Consider the following 17714-nt stretch of genomic DNA (forward strand, 5'->3'; position numbering starts at 1 on the left):
CATTGCCAGCGGAGTGTTCGACTGAGATCGTTCCGCTGTCTCGGACAGTTCAGGCATGCTCAAAAGTCATCCTCAAGAACTGGCGAATCCTCACCAACAGACGTGCGTTCGATAGCCCGTTTCCACCGGTAGTAAACCGAGCTGAGCGCATGAGACGGTTGGCGAACCGTGAGTATGGACGTTGTTGGTTGCGGTTCTAACTCATCAGGGACCGACTGACCAAACAACCGTTGCAGAAGCGGCTGCTTTGTCGGCGCGCCGAGAATCGCAACGTCGTACTTCTCGATCTCCTGTAGTAGCTCAGCGACGACATCCTCAGATGCCCGTGATTCGCACTCCACGTCGGGGAAATCTGAGAGAACATATTCCGTGAGGTCGAGCGCCTTGCGCCCTTGCTGAAAGCGCTCCGCGTCCGTACTCTCGTAGAGGTGAACTCCACGAATACTTGTCCCGTAGGTGCTTCCCAGAGCTCGCGCAGTCTCCGCTCCGAGAATCGTATGAGGGCCCGGACCGACGGCGAGTAGGATATTAGAGGAGGTATCTAGAGCCGATACATCGTCTCGGTCCGTTGCGTCCTCGGGATCCGGTAGGAGGGGGTCCGCCTTTGTCCCCAGTGTTTCGAGATAGACGGCACAATCTGCCGTCTCCAAGACCATATTGAGTAGGGATTCATCCCATAGTTGCTGGCCATTCTCATTATCCTGAGCGAGAAAGACGGCATCGTAGCGCTCGCCTGTTGTACACTCTGCGAACACGTCATCGGGGGTGTGTGCCACGATAACTAGTCCTGACACCGGCACGTCTTCCCCGTAATCCGCCACGGCATCCCGGACGTTCGCCACATGGTCCCGTGCGAGATCGATAACCCGGGTCATTTCCTCCGAGAAACTCTCATTGCCCACCGTGTCTAGGCTGATCTCACTCGGAGCAGTTACGATGCTGGCGATCGTCACTGAACCGTTTCGATCGTTAGCAATCGCGAGCGGAGTCCGTAGGAGCCGATGGATATCCAGGCGGTTGTAATCGGCCGTTTTGGCGTCTGGAAGGGGAACCAGAAGGTCGTACGATTGCGATGAAACGGGTCTGTGAGTGGCTATTGAGGATTTCTTCGGCGTTCCGTCATGGCGCTGAACTGGGATTGACATTGGTTCTGTCATATTCACATCAGAGGGGTCTCCGAAGAGTTTGATGCCGACTGGCGATCCTCTTGACGGATCGTCAAATTGACCAATGTGTTGCTCTCGTGGGGAACCGACGTGCTATCAGCTTCCCATCCGGCGACGGGCGAGTACATCATAGTGGTGGTGGTGCTGAGGGAGAGCACGATAGGTGAAAACATTTTTGATATTATACGATAGGTTTACACCAAATTTGTTGTAAGGCCTTGGAGCTCGAAAACGGGGCTGCTCTAGTGTTGCTACCATTCACTCAAACTACACTTACATATAACACATCTGATTGAAATCTAAATAAGATAGCTCGAAAAGGATAGTTCGGCGGCTTGAGTGTCCATGCTCAATCAAGAACTGCGCAAGGAGACGTTGAATGCATCAAGTCGACGACGCCGGCGCCGTTGCGACCGAGATGGTTGTGCGACGACCGGGCTTTCGACGGGACAAAGAACCAGTTCTCCCCGTCGACATCGCCTACATCGACCGCGTCATCCCACTCGCCCGGCAGCGTTCGACCCCGCCGTTCATCGAGGACGTCCAGCGGGACTGTCTCGACCGGCTCGATGCCACGCGGTCACCAGACGCAGTGCTCGGACGGCTTGAACGAGCAGTCAACGAACTGCAGGCGGGCAACATAGCAGTGAGCGGCTCGTCGAGCGAAATCATGTCTCCAAGCCGCTGGAAGGCTACTCACAGAATACCCAGAACGTGGCGGCGTTGAAATGACGAGGTGATTCTAACCACAGCTGAACTCGCAGCTGAAGAACACGGTGACGCTCGACGGGCAGTCCGACTGTTCCGGAATGCGGGCGAGATCGCCGACGAAGAAGGCGACGAGATCGTGACCGCGAATCATGTTTTCGAAGCTGACGAACTCGTCGAAGTTGAACTCTTTATCGAGATGGTGAAAGGGACTCCGCTGTCAGGGAAATCACTCCTGTTTGCTCTCACGCGTCTTGACCGGAATAACCCGGAGAAAGAATGGTTCCGGACGTCAGAGATTCACGAGGTTTACCAAACAGTAGCACGGGACGTCGAAGTAGAGCCCAAGCGGTACAATCGTGCGCTTGAGCTTCTGAACAAGCACGTAACGACAGGAGTTCTCGAATCGAAAAAGAAGGAACGCGGAGATCAGGGGAAGTTCAGATCGTATTCGCTCCAAGGAGACGTTGAGAGCACACGAACTGGACTGATCAACTCGACGCCGGAACTCCAGACGTTGATGGGATGGTGACACCCTCACCCCTCGGTGTGAATGGTCCCCCATAGAATACGACGGTTGTAGTGATAGAGCGAGAGTTGAAGAACCTAGTGCGGCACGGAGAGCGGCTTACACGTTCTGCCACGGTGGCTGACCCGACCCGCTACTGCACCGCACCTGTAGTCATCTTTATTATACCTCAGTCTAAACAGTCCTTTGAGCAAGTATATTTTGAAAGGCAAGGCCTTGTGCCGAAGGTTCGCCACTGAGTCGACAACTTCCCTACGGCATGAGGACTTCTGCTGTTAAGGGCTTCTTAATCACGGTACCCTGGGTGGTGGACCATTCACACTGAGGGGTGTGGGGGTAAACGAGGCGTAATCTATCCGCGTGTTGCTCTGTCTTCTCTCGGTGTGAAGTCTCGTCAGAGAGTGGCGGTTGGTAGCTCATTCACACTCTGGGGGGTGTCATCTGCTGCGCTCCGAATCACGTTGAAACGAATATCAGGCTACAGTTCCATCTCGTCTACTCGTCGGGATTCACCGGCTCTCTGTACTTCGACGTCACCGAATCACCTTCCCGCCACTGCCAGTAGTAGTAGCGATTGTCGTTGATCTCCTTGATCGTGATCGCCGCCTTCGCCGGCACGTCGTCTGGGAGGTCATCGGGGCGTTCCTCGACGTCGGCATCGTCCGCTTCCTCCTCGAGACGAGCTTCACGCTCCTTGTATTCGGCCAACGCCTCGGCGTAGCTGGCAGCGTCCCGAAGATGCTCCGATGTGGCTTCGTTGAGCGTGTTGACGATCTCCGTTGGGAGGTTCGCCGGTGGGGACGGTGGTTCGGAGGACATCGACTCTCTCTGTGTTAACCAACACGGACTCTCTATCCATAGTTTTGTTGGTTAAGGCGGTGAGGAAAGCTCTTTTTCGTCTCGGTCTGTAACATTACTCGAAGATTCTTTATACACAGGTTTCGTTCTATGTTACACCGTGCTCCGGCGCATCGAACTCGAGGTCCTCGCCACGGTCGACCCCTAACCACCGTACAACTCGATGACGGGTCCTCCGATACGACCCACGAACTCAATCGGCGTCCAACTGGGCCACCAGCCCTCGCGGATCCGATCGCCGTTACGCCCGTACTTGGGGACTATACCGAGCCATCGACCGACGGGCTCGTCGCACTCGACACCGATAGCTGGACGACGACTTGGACACACAATACAGCTGGCAGACCCAATCCACCGACTGTCGCTGACGACCTCCTTGTCGCCACGAGCGATCAGGGCGATGTAACTGCGCTTGCGGCGTCCACTGGTGACACGCGGTGGATGCGGACGTTTGGTGACGATCATCAGCGTGCAAGTATCCCTGCCCCGCCAGCCATCGATGCCGATTCCGTGTATATCACCGCAGATGGCGCTGCCGCTCAGGGAATCTACGCGCTGGACCGTGAGACGGGTGAGACACAGTGGGAAATTCCTGGGCCAAATATTCCGTGACCGTTAGTTCGGACGGAGGATGTCGTCCTCGCGAGCTACGACCGCTATGAACTCGTGGCGTTCGATGCTGGGAGTGGAGACCGGCAGTGGTCAAAGGCGATGTATGATCGTGGTCCGTTCTCACCAGCAATCGGAGATAGCCGCGTTTTCAGTGCAGATACCAACACCGCGTCCGAGGCCATCGTTCCCTTCCTGGTGATGGTTGTCGGTGGCTATGCGGGAATCACACTTGCAGACATCCTGCGGGAACAGTTCTTCACTAACTGATCAGCGACTCTCCCTCTGGAATAGCGCTCTCATCGGACTCGACGGAAACCTTCTGCTCGTGGAGGACGTGGTCGACACGGCATTCGATCCTGTCGTCGCTCGGTAGTCGCCGGCGCGGAGCTTGTAGTACGGGTAGCCGGTGAGCTTTTCGAGGCGGTGAGAGGTCCAGTCTTTCGCCTCGTCGAGTTTCTTGACCAGTCGCTCTTGGGCTTCGGTGTCGAGTCCGTCCAGCAAATCGAGTGCTTTTGATGTCCACTCGACTTTAGTCATCGATGCCCAGGCGGTCCTTCACGTCGTCTTGGGACACCGTCTCGCCCTGGTCTCGCTGTTCGCGGCTCTTTGCCAGGTGCTTGAGTGCTTCCTCGGACAGCTGCGTGGGGGGATTGACCGCATCCCGGAGGGCATCGCGAATGAACTCGGACTTGGTCGCGTAGCCACGCTCCTCCCAGACGTCGTCGACTTGTGCCAGCAGCGACTGCGGCACCCGGACGTTGATTTTCTCCATTTCGCCGTCGCCACCGCCGTCGCTGTCAGTGCTCATACGATGTGATACGCTTGTATCACGTAGGTAGCTTCGGTTGAGTGGCTGGGCTGTGTTCCCCAGCACTTCTTCAGTCAATCCGCTTCGTGAGTTTTACGAACAACAGACCCCAGACTCCGAATATGCCGGAGATTGATCTTAATGAGGAGACAGTCAACCGACTCGACAATCTACGAGTCGACGACGAATCCTATGACGAAATCACCAATGAACTCATCAATATCTACGAGGCAGAAGAACTGACTCTTTCGTTTGCCGGAGATCGGCTGGAGTAATCAGAGAATCTGTCGACCGACAGGCGCGGTTGGCATTCTGCCGATATTGCCTCCGCCAGGGAGTTCTGACACGCAGTTCGCACAGTACCTGTATTCCCGTTCGTTGGTTGTCCCACACTCCGGGCAATCGACTTCTTTTGTCTGTACTGATTTTTTAGTGCTGTCCGCAGGTTCCACGCCACCGTCGGAGCTCTGCTTGGACCAATACGCATAGAGGACAGCCAGCACGTGGAACCCTCCGACGACTACGACGAGCGTGTACAGCCAAGGCTGGAGGGTCATGCCTATCAGGACATAGTGTCGGCGTTCACTTGGCCCTTACTCGTCGGTTCAGGAAATCAATATTCTTTTGCGGAATTATGTCCGATATCCGATTGTATGGCGCTGTCGGTGGTGTTCGTCGTCGGCGTAGCAGCGGCCATCTTCGTCGGCGTGAATATCGGGGGCTCATCGACCGGCGTGGCATTCGGCCCCGCGACTGGAAGCGACGCTCTGTCGATGCGACAGGCATCCGGGTTGATGGCCGTGTTCGTGCTGCTCGGTGGATTCACCATCGGCACGAATGTCGTCGACGCCCTGGGGGCGGATTTCATCCCAGCGGAGTATTTCACGCTGGGCGCGTCGATCGGCGTCCTCCTGTTCATCGGGATCGGCATCCTGATCGGAAACGTCCTCAACGTGTCGACCAGCACCAGCCAGACGGCGGTTGCCGCTGTCGTCGGGATGGGCGCGGCGCTCGGTGTCCTCGACTGGCGCACCGTCGGTGTCGTCGGTATGTGGTGGGTACTCTCGACGATCCTCGCCTTCTGGATCTGTGCGTTTGTTGGGCGGTACTTCTACGACGCGATCGTGAATCTGCTCAGTTTCGAATCCGACGACACCGGCCGCTTCGCGGAACTCGTCGTGATCGGGATCGGCTGTTACATGGGGTTCTCGGCAGGGGCCTCCAACGTCGCCAACGCCGTCGCGCCCCTCGTTGGTTCCAGGCAGCTCGAGATGACGTCTGGGGTGGCTATCGGCGGCGTGGCGATCAGGGTCTTCCCCGTCCCGGGAGGACCGTGGAGGAGAACGCCCTTCGTCGGTTCGATGCCGAGCGTCCCGAACAGCTCGGGGTGGCGCATCGGCAACTCGATCATCTCCCGAACCTGCTCGAGTTCGTCGTCGAGGCCGCCGATGTCCTCGTACGTGAGGGCTGGAGCGGTCGTATTTTCCGGTTCTCCCGATTCGACGGAGACCTCCTGGGCGCTCTGGTCGGCGATCTCGATCTCGGTCGTGTTCTGCACGACGACCGTCCCGCTGGGCTGCGTATCGACCACCCGTAGGGGAATGCGTCGACCAGACCGACCGGAGAACATACCAAACCCGATCGGGAACGCGACCGTCTGTCCTGCCCTCACCGCCTGGTCGACGAGATGTTCGCGGAGGTGCGAGCCGAGATCTCCTCTGATCTGAAGATTCTGTGGTAGGGAGACGGTAACTCGGTCCGCCGGCTCGACCTCCGTTTTCTCGACCTCGACGCGGTCGTCGATGCTGACGTTCGCTGCCTGTCGGAGCTGGCCGTCGATTCGGATGATACCGCGACCCGCGTCGCTCGTGTTACTAGGCCAGACGCGGGCGACCGTTCGTCCGCCGTTGCGGCCCTCGATCGCGACGAAGTCGCCACTGCTGACGCCGATTTCCTGAAGCGCATCGCGGTCGATGACGGCCATACCGCTCCCTGGATCGCGGTTCTTGAGTTGTTTGACCGTAAGTCGCATGGCTCTCACCTCGATTACTCACGGAAGAAAGCGGCTGTCGGTCAGTACGCCTGTCCGAGGCGATGTCAGGCCTGGACCTCGATCTGCTTGCCGCGGGTGGTGGCACCCGTCAGTACCGGCAGCCGGACTTCGAGGATCCCGTTATTGTACTGGGCCTCGATATCGTCGTCCTCGACGTTCTTTGGGAAGCGGAAGCGACGGTGGTAGGTCTTGCGCTGGCTCCGCGTTTCATCCTCGTGTTCGGCGGCGATGTTGAGGACACCCTCGTCCCAGGAAACGGTGATCTCCTCGGGATCGAAGCCCGGCATCTCGACGCTCAGGACGAACTCGTCGTCCTCCTCGTACAGTTCGTAGTCGTTGCGACCGGTTTCGAACAGTCGGCTCGGGAATCCGGAGTTCTGTAGCCACGAACTGGTTGAACCTGTCGGAAGGGGCATGGCTAATCACCTTGATTCCAGGCGGAGCTATGTCCGCGCTTCGTAAAAAATTTTCTATCAAAAAGATACCATATCTACATTACTGCATTGAAATTCCGTGGCATAAACGGGGTGATTTGTTGTCGGAATCGAAAGGAAGCGATGGATCGAGCAGCGTAGAATATATTTGAAACAACCTGTAGTTTACTCGTATAGTGCTCGAGCGCGATGTTCTTCGTCGACGAATCGGCCAGTAGTGCAATTGCGAGCTGATCGATACGGGCCTCATCGGTCTCCGATCCCCAGTCGAACCCACCAGGGACGCGGCGCAGGACGTGGAGATGCCTGTCTAGGAGGTCGCCGTCGGGCGTGTAGACCAGCTGTCCACCCATGCAGCGTTCACCACGGTACTCGCTGTTCATCGGTACTCTCCCTCCCGATGGCCCCAGCCCCGTGATCGCGCCAGGAGCTGGCAGGGCCGGGAATCCGACGGTCGGCAGGCTGTGTCTGGACTGCGCCCAGTCCCGCACTCGCTCGTGCTCGCGGCCTGCTGGTCGAGGACCGACGTACATCGACTTTCGTGCTTGACTCCGCTCCATGACGCTCTCTACGAGGGTGAACGCCGAACCCGCTCGGTGTCGCTTACGAGGGCCGCCGGTTGGTTCTCGCCGCTGGCACCGACCCGAAGATAGTGAGCTCGCCGGGAACTGCCTGGCCGTCAGGCCCCCCACAACGCGGAGTGGCTGGGCGCTGGTCACACAACAGCGCGTTTTATGTGGAGTGCTCGGCGAGGGTGCGTATGGCAGTTCTTGTCCCCTACGACGGATCGAGTCCCGCACACGACGCCGTCGAACACGCCGTTGAGACACACGACACCGACGAACTCGTGCTCCTGCACGTCACCGAGCTCGCGGACGGGATGCTCGACGCCGGCGTGGACATCGTCCAAGAGCAGCTGAAAGGCCTTCAGAATCCGGCCAGCAGCGAGGGACTCACCGAGGAGACCCAGGCCCTCCTGGAGGACGCGGCGCTCTCGTTCCGGATGGAGACGACAGTGGGGAACCCGGCGCGTGAGATCGTCTCGTTCGCGGAGGACAACGACATCACCGAGATCGTCATGGGGAGCCACGGGCGGCGTGGTGTCTCCCGTGTACTGCTTGGGAGCGTCGCCGAAACGGTGGTGCGGCGCGCCCCGACGACCGTGACAGTCGTTCGGTGAGGGCGGCTCACAGGTGAGAGGGGATCCGTGCTGTGGGGTCGAATGTAGCCGGACGCCCCACCATCGATGTGTAACGGCGGGTCCATCGGTCAAGCACTGGCAGCCGTTGTGGCGAGAGGTTTTTATGCAGCGATCTCCGATTCCACAGTGTCGTGTGAGACAATGCCACGCAATAAAATCGCGCTGACGGGCCCCTACGACGGGCTAGAGGAGGCACGACGGGCGTGCACAGCAGACCTCAAAGAAACGTCCCCGGAGCTATACGACGCCTGCAACGGGTACACTGAATCACTTATCGCGGAGGTTTCAGCGTCAGGGAACGCGATTCCCGGAAGCGCACTCACAGACGACAAAGACCTCGCCGTGTTCCGCCAGTTCATCAAGCAACAACACACCGAGTACTGGTTCGCGGACCTCAACGGCCGCGGCAGCACCGCCGACCTCGGGTGGGATGCATTCCGGTCGCTGGTCGTGCGATACGCCGAACACGCGTACCTGAATGCGTTCGGCGCGTACCGGGCTGCGACCGAGCAGCTGTCACAGATAGAGCGCAGCCGCCAGGAGGTGAGCGAGTTACTCGCGGAGATCGAGGGACGACTCGATGGAGACAGCGCGGCGGTCGTCGCCGACGGGGAGGCCACGCCACAGGAGCTGCTGACAAGCGCGAAACGAACGGTGGCAACGGCGACCCGACAGCTCGACACGGCACAGACGGAGATCAGCAACGCGCACGCCTACCACGCAGTCGGGGACTGTTATCAGACCGAGTACGACATCGAGTCGGAGTCGTTTAGCGACGTTTCGCTAGCGGACGACGCCGACTGGTTCCTGCAGGACCTGCGGCACCGGCGGGACCGGTTGCGGACGCGGGCCCGGTGGATGCGAAACGATGTCTCGGCTCTGAAGTCGAGACCCGCGGTCCGCGACAGTGCGTGAGTGGGCCATGGGTAGCCGGCAGGGCGTTGTCGACGGGAGTCCGTGCGGAGCGAAGACGCGCCGCCGGGGATTACACGTCACACGGACCAGTATTTTTAATACCGTGGTGTGGCACAGTGGGGTACAGCATACAGAGGTCGCGCTCCGAGGCGCGCCGGCTGGTCGTGCGAGACGTCGCCGTGAGCGTGCCTCGCGGGTCGGACTGCGGTCTGCGTGCTAAACACAACGGTTATGAAATCGTTACAACTCAAAGTCGGCGCAGTGGTCGGTGCATTCGTTTTGGTGACCGTGCTCGTTGGCGGTGGACTGGCGTGGAATCCAGTTCAGGAGGGGAACATCGAGGTGGTGAAAGAGTGGGGTGCAAGCACCGGTGAAACCCTGGAACCGGGTGCAAACGTGATCGTGCCGATCAAACAGTCGACGGCGGTCGTGCCGGTCCGGCCCCAGGAGTACACGATGGCGAACGAAAAACAGGAGGGCGCCGAAGCGCGCGACGATTCCGTTGAGGTGCTCACGAACGACGGGGTGAGCGTCAACGTTGACGTGACGATCCGGTATCGTGTGAACAAGACGGAGGCCGCGACGTTCTACGACGAGTACAAGGACGTGAGCCAGGCCGAGGCGCGGTTGATTCGGCCGACCACCCAGGACGTGTTGCGGACGGAGGGTGGGGACATCGACACGACCGAGATCTACACCGGCGCGGGCCAAAAGCAGATGGCGGCCGCGGTAAAGAAGGCGCTCGAGACGGAGGCCGTGGGCAGCGGGCTGATCATCGAGGCCGTCCAGATCCGGAACATCAAACTCCCGAGCCAGTACGCTGACGCCGTCGAGAAGAAGGAAGTCGAGAAGCAGAACATCGAGAAAAAGCAGAACTCCATCCAGGTCGCGAAGGCTGAGGCGGAGCGCAAGCGCGTGCAGGCCAAGGGTGAGGCAGAGGCCAACGAGATCGTTGCGGAGTCACTCAAGGACAACCCGGAGCTCATCAAGATCCGGTATATCGAGGCGCTGAACCAGGACAACAACACGATCTACGTCGGCGCTGGCTCGCAGGCCGGGATCACGTTGACCAAGGACGTCGACGAGGAGAACAAGAGCTGATGGCTGGGCGCCTGATCGTGTTCGGGGTGTTGTGGTTGGGGGCGATCGCGTTGGTGACGGTCGGCGCGTTCAGGTATTTCAGCGAGCGCCAGCGGCTCAGCCACGAGGAGAGAATGTACGACAAGCGCCACGACGACGAGTAGGCTGTCAGCTGGAGGCGTCGTGGAGCGAGCGGTGGGTCGTCGGGTGTGAGTGGTCGATGAAGGCATGGGTCGAGAACTGAAACCGCCGGATGTTTTATTTCGTGTGGCAGTGTACGAAAGCGACGAGGAGGGAGTGTGTATCCACACACTGCGGCCGACGAGCCGTTGCAACTTCACCCCCAGTTTTAGGCCAGCCTAATAGCGGTAGTTTTATTTATTTTTAGGCTAGCCTAAAAATTGCGTATGTCAGAAGAAACCCAAGACGGAGACACCCGGAGAGGCCGGTCATCGTGACTGACCACGACGACACGTCGAACGCTGCCCTCCTCGAAAGCCAACGCCGACGCGAATCGAACGCACGCACCTACCCGCGCTCGCTGCCGATGGCGGTGACACACGCCGAGGGCATCGAGGTGACCGACGCCGGCGGCACCACCTACCTCGACTGCCTGGCCGGCGCGGGCACGCTCGCGCTCGGCCACAACCATCCCGCAGTGACCGCGGAGCTGGAGCGATTGCTCGCCGAGGACCGCCCGCTGCACACGCTCGACATCACCACACCCGAGAAGGAGGCGTTCGTCGACGCGTTGTTCGACAGTCTGCCGGCCTCGTTCGCGAACACGGCGAAGGTGCAGTTCTGCTCGCCGGCCGGCACCGACGCCATCGAAGCCGCGCTGAAGCTCACGAAGACCGCCACCGGGAACCGGAGCGTGCTCGCGTTCCACGGCGGCTACCACGGCATGACCGCGGGCGCGCTCAGCCTCATGGGCGACATCGACGCCAAAGAGCCGGTTTCGGGGCTGATGCCGAACGTCCACCACCTCCCGTATCCCGACCAGTACCGCCACCCGTTCGGCCTGCCGGCGGGCGAACACGAATCCATCCACACGTACATCGAGCACGCCATTAGCAGCCCCGAGCGCGGGTTCACGGAGCCCGCTGCGGTCGTGCTCGAACTCGTACAGGGAGAAGGAGGGGTCAATCCCGCACCGGACGCCTGGGTGCAGGAGCTCAGGCGCATCACTCGGGAACACGACATCCCGCTGGTCGTCGACGAGATCCAGACCGGCCTCGGACGCACCGGTGAGACGTGGTCGTTCGAGCACGCCGGCATCGAGCCCGATGTCGTCACGTGCTCGAAGGCTGTCGGCGGCGGTCTCCCGCTGGCGGTCGTCCTCTACAACGAGGGCCTCGACGTCTGGGAGCCGGGCGCACACGCCGGCACCTTCCGCGGGAACCAGCTCGCGATGGCGGCTGGCCGCGTCACCATCGAGCACGTTATCGAACAAGACCTCCCCGCCCACGCCGACAAAACGGGGGCGCGGCTCCGCAGCGCGCTCACCGACCTCGAAGCCGACTTCGACGTCGTCGGCGACGTTCGCGGCCGCGGGCTCATGCTCGGCGTGGAGTTCGTCGCTCCGGACGCAGCGGGCGACGAACGCCCGCCGCCGGACGGCGACCTCGCGGCGGCGGTGAAACAGGCGTGCTTCGAGCGCGGACTCATCATCGAGACCGGCGGCCGGGATTCCGCGGTCGCGCGGTTCCTGCCGCCGTTGATCGTCTCCAGCCACCAGATCGACGAGATCGCGGCCCGGTTCAGCGACGCGGTCACGGCCGTGCTCTCGTCGTCAGCCGAGGTGTCGGCGTGAGCCCGCCGCGCAGCGCCGGCGCGAACGCGTCCACGGACACTGACCCTGTGGCGCTCGCCGACCGGCTGTTCCTCGGGAGCGACGCCGGCAACGATGCATACGCCGACGCCATGGAAGCCGCCTGCGACGCCGTCCTGGACGTGATCGGGGGCGCTCACGGGCCGTACTCGGGAGCGAGTTACGACCGCCTCCGCGACCGGCTTGCGGACACCACGGCGCTGCCCGCGGAGGGACACCCGCTTGAGGACGTGCTCGCGGCCGTTCGGGAGGACGTGCTTGCCAACGCGGTGCATCCGAGCGACGAGACCTGTGTCGCGCACCTCCAGTGTCCGCCCATGGTGCCGGCGCTCGCTGCCGAGGCGCTGCTCACCGCGAGCAACCAGTCGCTTGACTCCTTCGACCAAGCCCCCGCGGCGACTGTCGTCGAGGAGCGGTTGATCGCCGACCTCACGGCGCTCTACGAGCTTGGCCCGGCCGCCGACGGCGTGGTCACCGGCGGCGGGACGGAGTCCAACCACCAAGCGCTCCTGCTCGCGCGCGACGACTACGTGGAGACCGTGTTCGGGCAGTCGGTTCGTGAACACGGCCTCCCGCCGGCGGCCCAAGACCTGCGAATCCTGTGTTCGGCCGACGCGCACTTCACGGCCGCGCAGTCGGCTGCTCTGCTTGGGTTGGGCGAGGACGCCGTCGTCACGATCCCGACGGACGGCCGCCACCGCATGGACGCCACCGCGCTCAGGGAGACCGTCGAGCGCCTCAACGACGCCGGCAAACACCCGTTCGCGGTCGTCGGAACCGCGGGCACGACCGACTTCGGGAGTATCGATCCCCTGTCGGCGGTGGCCGACGTGGCGGCGACCCATGACCTCTGGGTCCACGTGGACGCCGCGTTCGGCGGTGCCCTCGCAGTCAGCGACCAGCACAGCGAGCGCCTGTCGGGCATCGACCGCGCGGACTCGGTGGCCGTGGACTTCCACAAACTGTTCTTCCAGCCGATCGCCTGCGGGGCGCTCCTGGTCGCTGACGGGGAATCTTTCGAGCTCATGAGCCGCAACGCGGCGTACCTCAATCCGGCGGGCGACGCCGTCCCCAATCTCGTGGCGAAGTCCACGCGCACGACCCGGCGGTTCGACGCGCTGAAGCCGTACGTCGCGTTCCGGACGCTCGGTCGGGACGGACTCGGGGCGCTCGTGGATCGAACGCTCGCGCTCGCCGACGACGTGGCGGGCCTGCTGCGTGCTGACCCGGCGTTCGAGCTGGCGTGCGAGCCGACACTGAACGCGGTGACGTTTCGCTACCGGCCGGTCCGCGAGCACGCCCACTGTGATCCCGGCCCGTGGGCCGATCACGTCACCGAGGCCGCCCGCGAACAGCTGTTCGACGCCGGCACCGCCGTGGTCGCGCGAACGACCGTCGACGACCGCGCGCACGTGAAATTCACGCTCATGAACCCGCGCACAACCGTCGCCGACATCCAGTCGGTACTCGTTGCGTTCAAAGGACACGCCGCGACGATCGAGGCGGCCGACCGGACCGCTCCGATCACGACCGCCGCCGGGGGCGACCAATGACCGGTGTCGGTGCGGTGGCGGACACGCCGGCCGCGCACGCCGAGTCCGCCACCCTGCACGCGTTCCTCAACTGCTACCTCAGGGAGACCGACGCCGGCGAGGTCGTCTCCCCGAGGGCTGTCCCCGACGGCGTGCCGGCCGGCGCACAGCGGGCCGACCGCCGGGTCGTCCGCGTGCCGTTCCCAGCCCAGTCGACGACCGTGTTCGCCCCGTTGCGGTACGCGTCGGCCACTGGCCGCCACCTGTTCGCGGTGCCGGCGTACGCCCGCCCCGGCGTGCCTGACGCGCCGGCCGGGACGCCGTCCCCGATCGACGCGGCGGGCGTCGCGTCGCTGGCGCGCCGCGAGCTCGCGCTCGATGGCGACGACCCGACCGCGGGCCGGGACCTCTTGGAGCGCGTGTTGGCCTCACAGACCGCGACCGAGCGCTTCGTTGCCGCCCGGGATACGCCACGCGACCACGAGCGGCTGTACGACACGACGGTGTCGTTCCGGGACGCCGAGCAGTCGCTGGTGTACGGCCACCACATGCATCCGACGCCGAACAGCCGTACCGGGATCCCGCCACACGAGCAGTCGCGGTACGCGCCGGAGCTGCGAGCCGGCTTCCAGTTGCGGGTTTTCGCCGCTGATCCGGCGCTCGTGGAGACGTGGGCCGCCGGGGACGCGTCCGCGACGGAGTGGCTCCGGTCGGTGGTGGCCGACGCCACCACCGTGCCCCCCGAGTCGGAGGCCACGCTGGTGCCTGTCCATCCGTGGCAGGCCGACTACCTGCACGCACAGCCACACGTCGCGGCGGCGATAGCGCGCGACGAACTCCGTGACCTGGGCGCGTTCGGCCCGACGTTCTACCCCACGTCGTCGGTGCGGACGCTGTGGAGCCCGGACGCCCCGTTCATGTACAAGGGGTCACTGGCGGTGGAGATCACCAACGCCGAGCGAACCAACAAGCGCCCGGAGCTGGCGCGCGGGGTCGCCGTCTCGGAGCTGCTCGCGACCGGGTTCGGGGACGCCTTCGCCGACCGGTTCCCCGCGTTCTCGATCATCGAGGACCCCGCCGCGATCACGCTCACACTGGGCGACGGCGCTGAGTCCGGGTTCGAGGCCGTGCTGCGCGAGAACCCCTTCGCCGGCGATGACACGGACAACGTCACCCCGGTCGCGGCGCTCTGCCAGGACGGCCTGGACGGCCCCGCACGGGCGGCCCGCATCGTGTCGCGGATCGCCACGCGTGAGGGGCGCACCGAGAGCGCGGTCGCCCGCGAGTGGTTCGAGCAGTACCTCGCGCACACGGTCCGGCCGGTCGTCTGGCTGTACTTCCAGCAGGGCGTCGGCTTGGAAGCCCACCAGCAGAACACGCTCGTTCGGCTCGACGACGACGGCCGCCCGACGGCCGGGTTCTACCGGGACAACCAGGGGTACTACTTCCCGGCGTCCCAGGCGGCCGACGTCGACGACTGGCTGCCCGGCGTCTGCGAGCGCGCCGACACCGTCTGCCCGGACGCCATCGCGGACGAACGCCTCCGGTACTACATCGTGTTCAACAACGCCTTCGGCGTCGTGAACGCGCTCGGCGCGGGCGGCGTCGTGGACGAGCGCGCGTTGCTCGCGGTGCTGCGCACGGAACTGGAGTCGTTGGCGGAGCACGAACCCGCCGACTCGACGCTGGTGTCGGCGCTGCTGACCGAGCGCCGCGTGCCCTGCAAGGCGAACCTGCTCACGCGGTTCGAGGAGCGCGACGAACTCGAAGCCGACCTCGAAACGCAGTCCGTCTACACGGCCATCGAGAACCCGCTGGTCACGCGGGTGGACACACAATGACAGCGCCACTGCCCCGAATCACGAGCGACTACGCGTATCGCCGCCCTGACCCCCAGATCGACCGCACCGTCGCGTTCCGGCGGGTGGCACTCGACCGCGACCTGGGCCGCCTGCACGCGTGGCTCACCAGCGACCACGTCACCCCCTACTGGAGCCTGGGTGCGCCGCTGCCGGCGTTCCATCAGGCGATCGGTGACCACCTTGAGGACGACCACGTCACCGCGTACGTCGGCTGCATCGACGGCGTGCCGATGAGTTACGTGGAGCGCTACTGGGTGGCCGCCGACCCGCTGGCCGACCACTACGACGCCGACGACAACGACCAGGGCATCCACATCCTCATCGGGCCGCCGGAGTACCTCGGCCAGGGCTGTGGCACCGCGCTGTTGCGCGCGATGACCGCGCTTGCGTTCCGGCACGCCGCCACCGACCGGGTGGTCGCGGAACCCGACGCCACCAACGACGCCGCCATCGCCGCCTTCGAACGCGCCGGGTTCGAGCCACGGGAGACGTTTCGTTTCCCGCACGAGGACAAGGACGCAACCCGCGTCGTCTGTGACCGCGAGCGCTTCGTGGGGGCGTTCTCACCGGGTGCGATCGCCGCCAACGGGCCGCCCGCAGACGGCCCAGCGGTCAACCACGACGACGCAACGCACCGGTGTCCGTCCGGGGAACACGGCAACAGCACTCTGGAGGCGGACCGATGACGGAGTCGGTTCACGACCTCGTCGGCGTCGGCCTCGGGCCGTTCAACCTCGGGCTGGCCGCCCTGATCGAGGGCAGCGACGACGTGCCACTGGACGCTGCGTTCCTCGAACAGAAACCCGAGTTCGTCTGGCACGACGGCATGCTCATCGAGGGCACAACCCTGGAGGTGCCGTTCCTCGCGGACCTGGTGACGCTGGCGGACCCGACGAACCCCTACAGCTATCTCAACTACCTGCGCGAGCACGACCGGCTCTACGAGTTCTACTTCTACGAGACGTTCCAGATCCCGCGCCGGGAGTACAACGACTACTGCCAGTGGGTCGCCGAGTCGCTGGCTGCGCCCCGGTTCTCGCGGCGCGTCGTCGACATCACGGCGATCGACGACGACGCGACGCCCGCGAACTTCCGCGTCACCGCTGTCGAGCCGGCCGACGAAGCGCGGTCGGCGACCGATGACGACGCACCCACACACCAGTACCGCGCCCGCGACCTGGTTGTCGGGGTCGGGTCACGGCCCTACGTGCCGCCGGCGTTCCGCGATCTACCCGCTCCGGACGTGTTCCACACCGCGGCCTACCGCGAGCACCGGGCGGCCGTGTGTGACGCCGACAGCGTCGCCGTGATCGGCTCCGGACAGAGCGCGGCGGAAGTCGTCCACGACCTGCTCACGCGGCGCTCGACATCCGACCGCAGCCCGCGGGTCGACTGGGTCACGCGATCTGCGGGGTTCTTCCCCATGGAGTACTCGAAACTCGGGCTCCAGCATTTCACGCCGGAGTACACCGACTACGTGTACGACCTGCCACAGCCAGTGAAAGACGAGCTGATCCCCAACCAGGACATCCTCTACAAGGGGATCGACCCCGAGACCAGCACCCGCATCTACGACACGCTGTACGAGCAGTCGATCGGCGGCCGGGACCCCAACGTGGGGATGATCGCCGCCACCGAAGTCGGGGCGGTCGAACCGACCGGAGGTGGGCGCTACCGCGTCGACTGCCGACACCGCCAGACGGACACCGGGTTCGCCTTCGAGACGGACGCCGTGATCCTGGGCACGGGCTACCACCGGCCCACGCCGGGGTTCCTCAGCAGCCTGGAGCCCCGGCTCGCCCGGGACGATCAGGACCGTCTCGCCGTCGACCGGGAGTACGGCGTCGGGGGCGACCTGCCCGGAGGACTGTTCGTGCAGAACGCCGAACTCCACACCCACGGCGTTGGCGCGCCCGACCTCGGACTGGGCGCGTACCGGAACGCCGTGATCCTCGACCGCCTGCTCGCGGACGCCCCGTACCCGGTCGACCGGGACACCGTCTTCCAGGATTTCGCCCCGGAAGCGTACGCCAGCCACGCGCCCGGCGGCCGCGTCCGCGACGACGACCCGACCACACCGCCAGCCGCCGGCCAGCCGAACGATCACCACCAATGACAGACCGCA

Annotated in this window: 18 protein-coding genes and 3 pseudogenes; 14 read left to right on the plus strand and 7 right to left on the minus strand. The window is 63.5% G+C overall.

All coding sequences use genetic code 11. The features are described 5' to 3' along the window. Positions 1-59 precede the first annotated feature (59 nt). Positions 60-953, minus strand: coding sequence for a universal stress protein (locus JT689_RS00250; protein WP_227970950.1), 894 nt, complete (start codon positions 951-953; stop codon positions 60-62). Positions 954-1671: 718 nt separating this feature from the next. Between JT689_RS00250 and JT689_RS00255 the strand changes: the two are divergent. Then, positions 1672-1895, plus strand: a pseudogene (locus tag JT689_RS00255) (DNA polymerase I); the annotation flags it as partial. 7 nt (positions 1896-1902) lie between these two features. Then, positions 1903-2406, plus strand: a complete 504-nt coding sequence (locus tag JT689_RS00260) for a cell division control protein 6-like protein (RefSeq protein WP_205250685.1) — start codon at positions 1903-1905, stop codon at positions 2404-2406. Positions 2407-2898: 492 nt separating this feature from the next. On the opposite strand, the gene JT689_RS00265 is transcribed toward JT689_RS00260, so the two are convergent. Then, positions 2899-3222, minus strand: a complete 324-nt coding sequence (locus JT689_RS00265; protein WP_010904068.1) for a hypothetical protein — start codon at positions 3220-3222, stop codon at positions 2899-2901. Between the two features lie 129 nt (positions 3223-3351). Between JT689_RS00265 and JT689_RS00270 the strand changes: the two genes are divergently transcribed. Further along, a complete protein-coding gene (locus tag JT689_RS00270) occupies positions 3352-3873 on the plus strand; it encodes a PQQ-binding-like beta-propeller repeat protein (protein WP_229373328.1) in 522 nt (173 codons plus the stop codon). A 267-nt stretch (positions 3874-4140) separates the two neighbouring features. On the opposite strand, the gene JT689_RS00275 is transcribed toward JT689_RS00270, so the two are convergent. Both JT689_RS00275 and JT689_RS00280 read right to left on the minus strand, forming a co-directional pair. Next, positions 4141-4410 (minus strand): hypothetical protein, encoded by a 270-nt coding sequence (locus JT689_RS00275; protein WP_205250686.1) that lies wholly within the window; start codon positions 4408-4410, stop codon positions 4141-4143. Then, positions 4403-4681: a ribbon-helix-helix domain-containing protein gene (locus JT689_RS00280; protein WP_205250687.1), complete on the minus strand. Its 279-nt coding sequence runs from the start codon at positions 4679-4681 to the stop codon at positions 4403-4405. Before JT689_RS00280 ends, JT689_RS00275 begins: the two co-directional genes overlap by 8 nt. A 122-nt stretch (positions 4682-4803) precedes the next feature. Between JT689_RS00280 and JT689_RS00285 the strand changes: the two genes are divergently transcribed. Further along, on the plus strand, positions 4804-4956 hold the full coding sequence (locus JT689_RS00285) for a hypothetical protein (RefSeq protein WP_010904072.1): 153 nt from the start codon (positions 4804-4806) through the stop codon (positions 4954-4956). Between the two features lie 378 nt (positions 4957-5334). After that, positions 5335-5925: pseudogene (locus JT689_RS12385) on the plus strand (inorganic phosphate transporter); the annotation flags it as partial. Positions 5926-5981: 56 nt separating this feature from the next. On the opposite strand, the pseudogene JT689_RS12465 reads toward JT689_RS12385, so the two are convergent. From JT689_RS12465 to JT689_RS00305, 3 genes and pseudogenes are all read right to left on the minus strand, one after another. Then, positions 5982-6713, minus strand: a pseudogene (locus JT689_RS12465) (AAA family ATPase); the annotation flags it as partial. 65 nt (positions 6714-6778) lie between these two features. Further along, positions 6779-7150, minus strand: a complete 372-nt coding sequence (locus JT689_RS00300) for an Hsp20/alpha crystallin family protein (RefSeq protein WP_010904078.1) — start codon at positions 7148-7150, stop codon at positions 6779-6781. Positions 7151-7224: 74 nt separating this feature from the next. After that, positions 7225-7551 (minus strand): DUF6166 domain-containing protein, encoded by a 327-nt coding sequence (locus tag JT689_RS00305; protein WP_229373330.1) that lies wholly within the window; start codon positions 7549-7551, stop codon positions 7225-7227. Between the two features lie 377 nt (positions 7552-7928). Here JT689_RS00305 and JT689_RS00310 point away from each other — a divergent pair, with 377 nt between their 5' ends. The 9 genes from JT689_RS00310 to JT689_RS00350 all read left to right on the plus strand — a co-directional run bounded on the left by JT689_RS00310 (position 7929) and on the right by JT689_RS00350 (position 17705). Beyond that, the gene (locus tag JT689_RS00310) at positions 7929-8348 is read left to right on the plus strand and encodes a universal stress protein (protein ID WP_010904081.1); all 420 of its coding nucleotides are present in this window, start codon (positions 7929-7931) and stop codon (positions 8346-8348) included. 162 nt (positions 8349-8510) lie between these two features. Further along, positions 8511-9284, plus strand: a complete 774-nt coding sequence (locus JT689_RS00315; RefSeq protein ID WP_229373331.1) for a hypothetical protein — start codon at positions 8511-8513, stop codon at positions 9282-9284. Positions 9285-9545: 261 nt separating this feature from the next. Then, positions 9546-10385 (plus strand): prohibitin family protein, encoded by an 840-nt coding sequence (locus JT689_RS00320; protein ID WP_229373332.1) that lies wholly within the window; start codon positions 9546-9548, stop codon positions 10383-10385. Beyond that, on the plus strand, positions 10385-10528 hold the full coding sequence (locus tag JT689_RS00325; protein ID WP_176705348.1) for a hypothetical protein: 144 nt from the start codon (positions 10385-10387) through the stop codon (positions 10526-10528). Before JT689_RS00320 ends, JT689_RS00325 begins: the two co-directional genes overlap by 1 nt. 290 nt (positions 10529-10818) lie before the next feature. Further along, complete coding sequence (locus JT689_RS00330) at positions 10819-12177, plus strand: diaminobutyrate--2-oxoglutarate transaminase family protein (protein WP_012289622.1); 1359 nt, start codon at positions 10819-10821, stop codon at positions 12175-12177. 110 nt (positions 12178-12287) lie between these two features. Continuing rightward, a complete protein-coding gene (locus tag JT689_RS00335) occupies positions 12288-13748 on the plus strand; it encodes an aspartate aminotransferase family protein (protein WP_010904086.1) in 1461 nt (486 codons plus the stop codon). Further along, positions 13745-15568, plus strand: coding sequence for an IucA/IucC family siderophore biosynthesis protein (locus tag JT689_RS00340; RefSeq protein WP_010904087.1), 1824 nt, complete (start codon positions 13745-13747; stop codon positions 15566-15568). The genes JT689_RS00335 and JT689_RS00340 overlap by 4 nt, the downstream gene beginning before the upstream one ends. After that, a complete protein-coding gene (locus JT689_RS00345; protein ID WP_010904088.1) occupies positions 15565-16275 on the plus strand; it encodes a GNAT family N-acetyltransferase in 711 nt (236 codons plus the stop codon). The genes JT689_RS00340 and JT689_RS00345 overlap by 4 nt, the downstream gene beginning before the upstream one ends. Beyond that, positions 16272-17705: a lysine N(6)-hydroxylase/L-ornithine N(5)-oxygenase family protein gene (locus tag JT689_RS00350; RefSeq protein ID WP_010904089.1), complete on the plus strand. Its 1434-nt coding sequence runs from the start codon at positions 16272-16274 to the stop codon at positions 17703-17705. Before JT689_RS00345 ends, JT689_RS00350 begins: the two co-directional genes overlap by 4 nt. Positions 17706-17714 lie beyond the last annotated feature (9 nt).

Origin of the sequence: Halobacterium sp. GSL-19 (assembly GCF_016917855.1) — an archaeon.
Taxonomy (GTDB): Archaea; Halobacteriota; Halobacteria; order Halobacteriales; family Halobacteriaceae; genus Halobacterium; species Halobacterium salinarum.

Bases quoted from the DNA above. Each gene is read 5' to 3' on its own strand.
- JT689_RS00310 (WP_010904081.1), top strand. From the start codon at position 7,929: ATGGCAGTTCTTGTCCCCTACGACGGATCGAGTCCCGCACACGACGCC.
- JT689_RS00340 (WP_010904087.1), top strand. From the start codon at position 13,745: ATGACCGGTGTCGGTGCGGTGGCGGACACGCCGGCCGCGCACGCCGAG.
- JT689_RS00335 (WP_010904086.1), top strand. From the start codon at position 12,288: ATGGAAGCCGCCTGCGACGCCGTCCTGGACGTGATCGGGGGCGCTCAC.
- JT689_RS00300 (WP_010904078.1), bottom strand. From the start codon at position 7,150: ATGCCCCTTCCGACAGGTTCAACCAGTTCGTGGCTACAGAACTCCGGA.
- JT689_RS00345 (WP_010904088.1), top strand. From the start codon at position 15,565: ATGACAGCGCCACTGCCCCGAATCACGAGCGACTACGCGTATCGCCGC.
- JT689_RS00280 (WP_205250687.1), bottom strand. From the start codon at position 4,681: ATGAGCACTGACAGCGACGGCGGTGGCGACGGCGAAATGGAGAAAATC.
- JT689_RS00265 (WP_010904068.1), bottom strand. From the start codon at position 3,222: ATGTCCTCCGAACCACCGTCCCCACCGGCGAACCTCCCAACGGAGATC.
- JT689_RS00350 (WP_010904089.1), top strand. From the start codon at position 16,272: ATGACGGAGTCGGTTCACGACCTCGTCGGCGTCGGCCTCGGGCCGTTC.
- JT689_RS00275 (WP_205250686.1), bottom strand. From the start codon at position 4,410: ATGACTAAAGTCGAGTGGACATCAAAAGCACTCGATTTGCTGGACGGA.
- JT689_RS00325 (WP_176705348.1), top strand. From the start codon at position 10,385: ATGGCTGGGCGCCTGATCGTGTTCGGGGTGTTGTGGTTGGGGGCGATC.
- JT689_RS00270 (WP_229373328.1), top strand. From the start codon at position 3,352: ATGTTACACCGTGCTCCGGCGCATCGAACTCGAGGTCCTCGCCACGGT.
- JT689_RS00285 (WP_010904072.1), top strand. From the start codon at position 4,804: ATGCCGGAGATTGATCTTAATGAGGAGACAGTCAACCGACTCGACAAT.
- JT689_RS00305 (WP_229373330.1), bottom strand. From the start codon at position 7,551: ATGAACAGCGAGTACCGTGGTGAACGCTGCATGGGTGGACAGCTGGTC.
- JT689_RS00315 (WP_229373331.1), top strand. From the start codon at position 8,511: ATGCCACGCAATAAAATCGCGCTGACGGGCCCCTACGACGGGCTAGAG.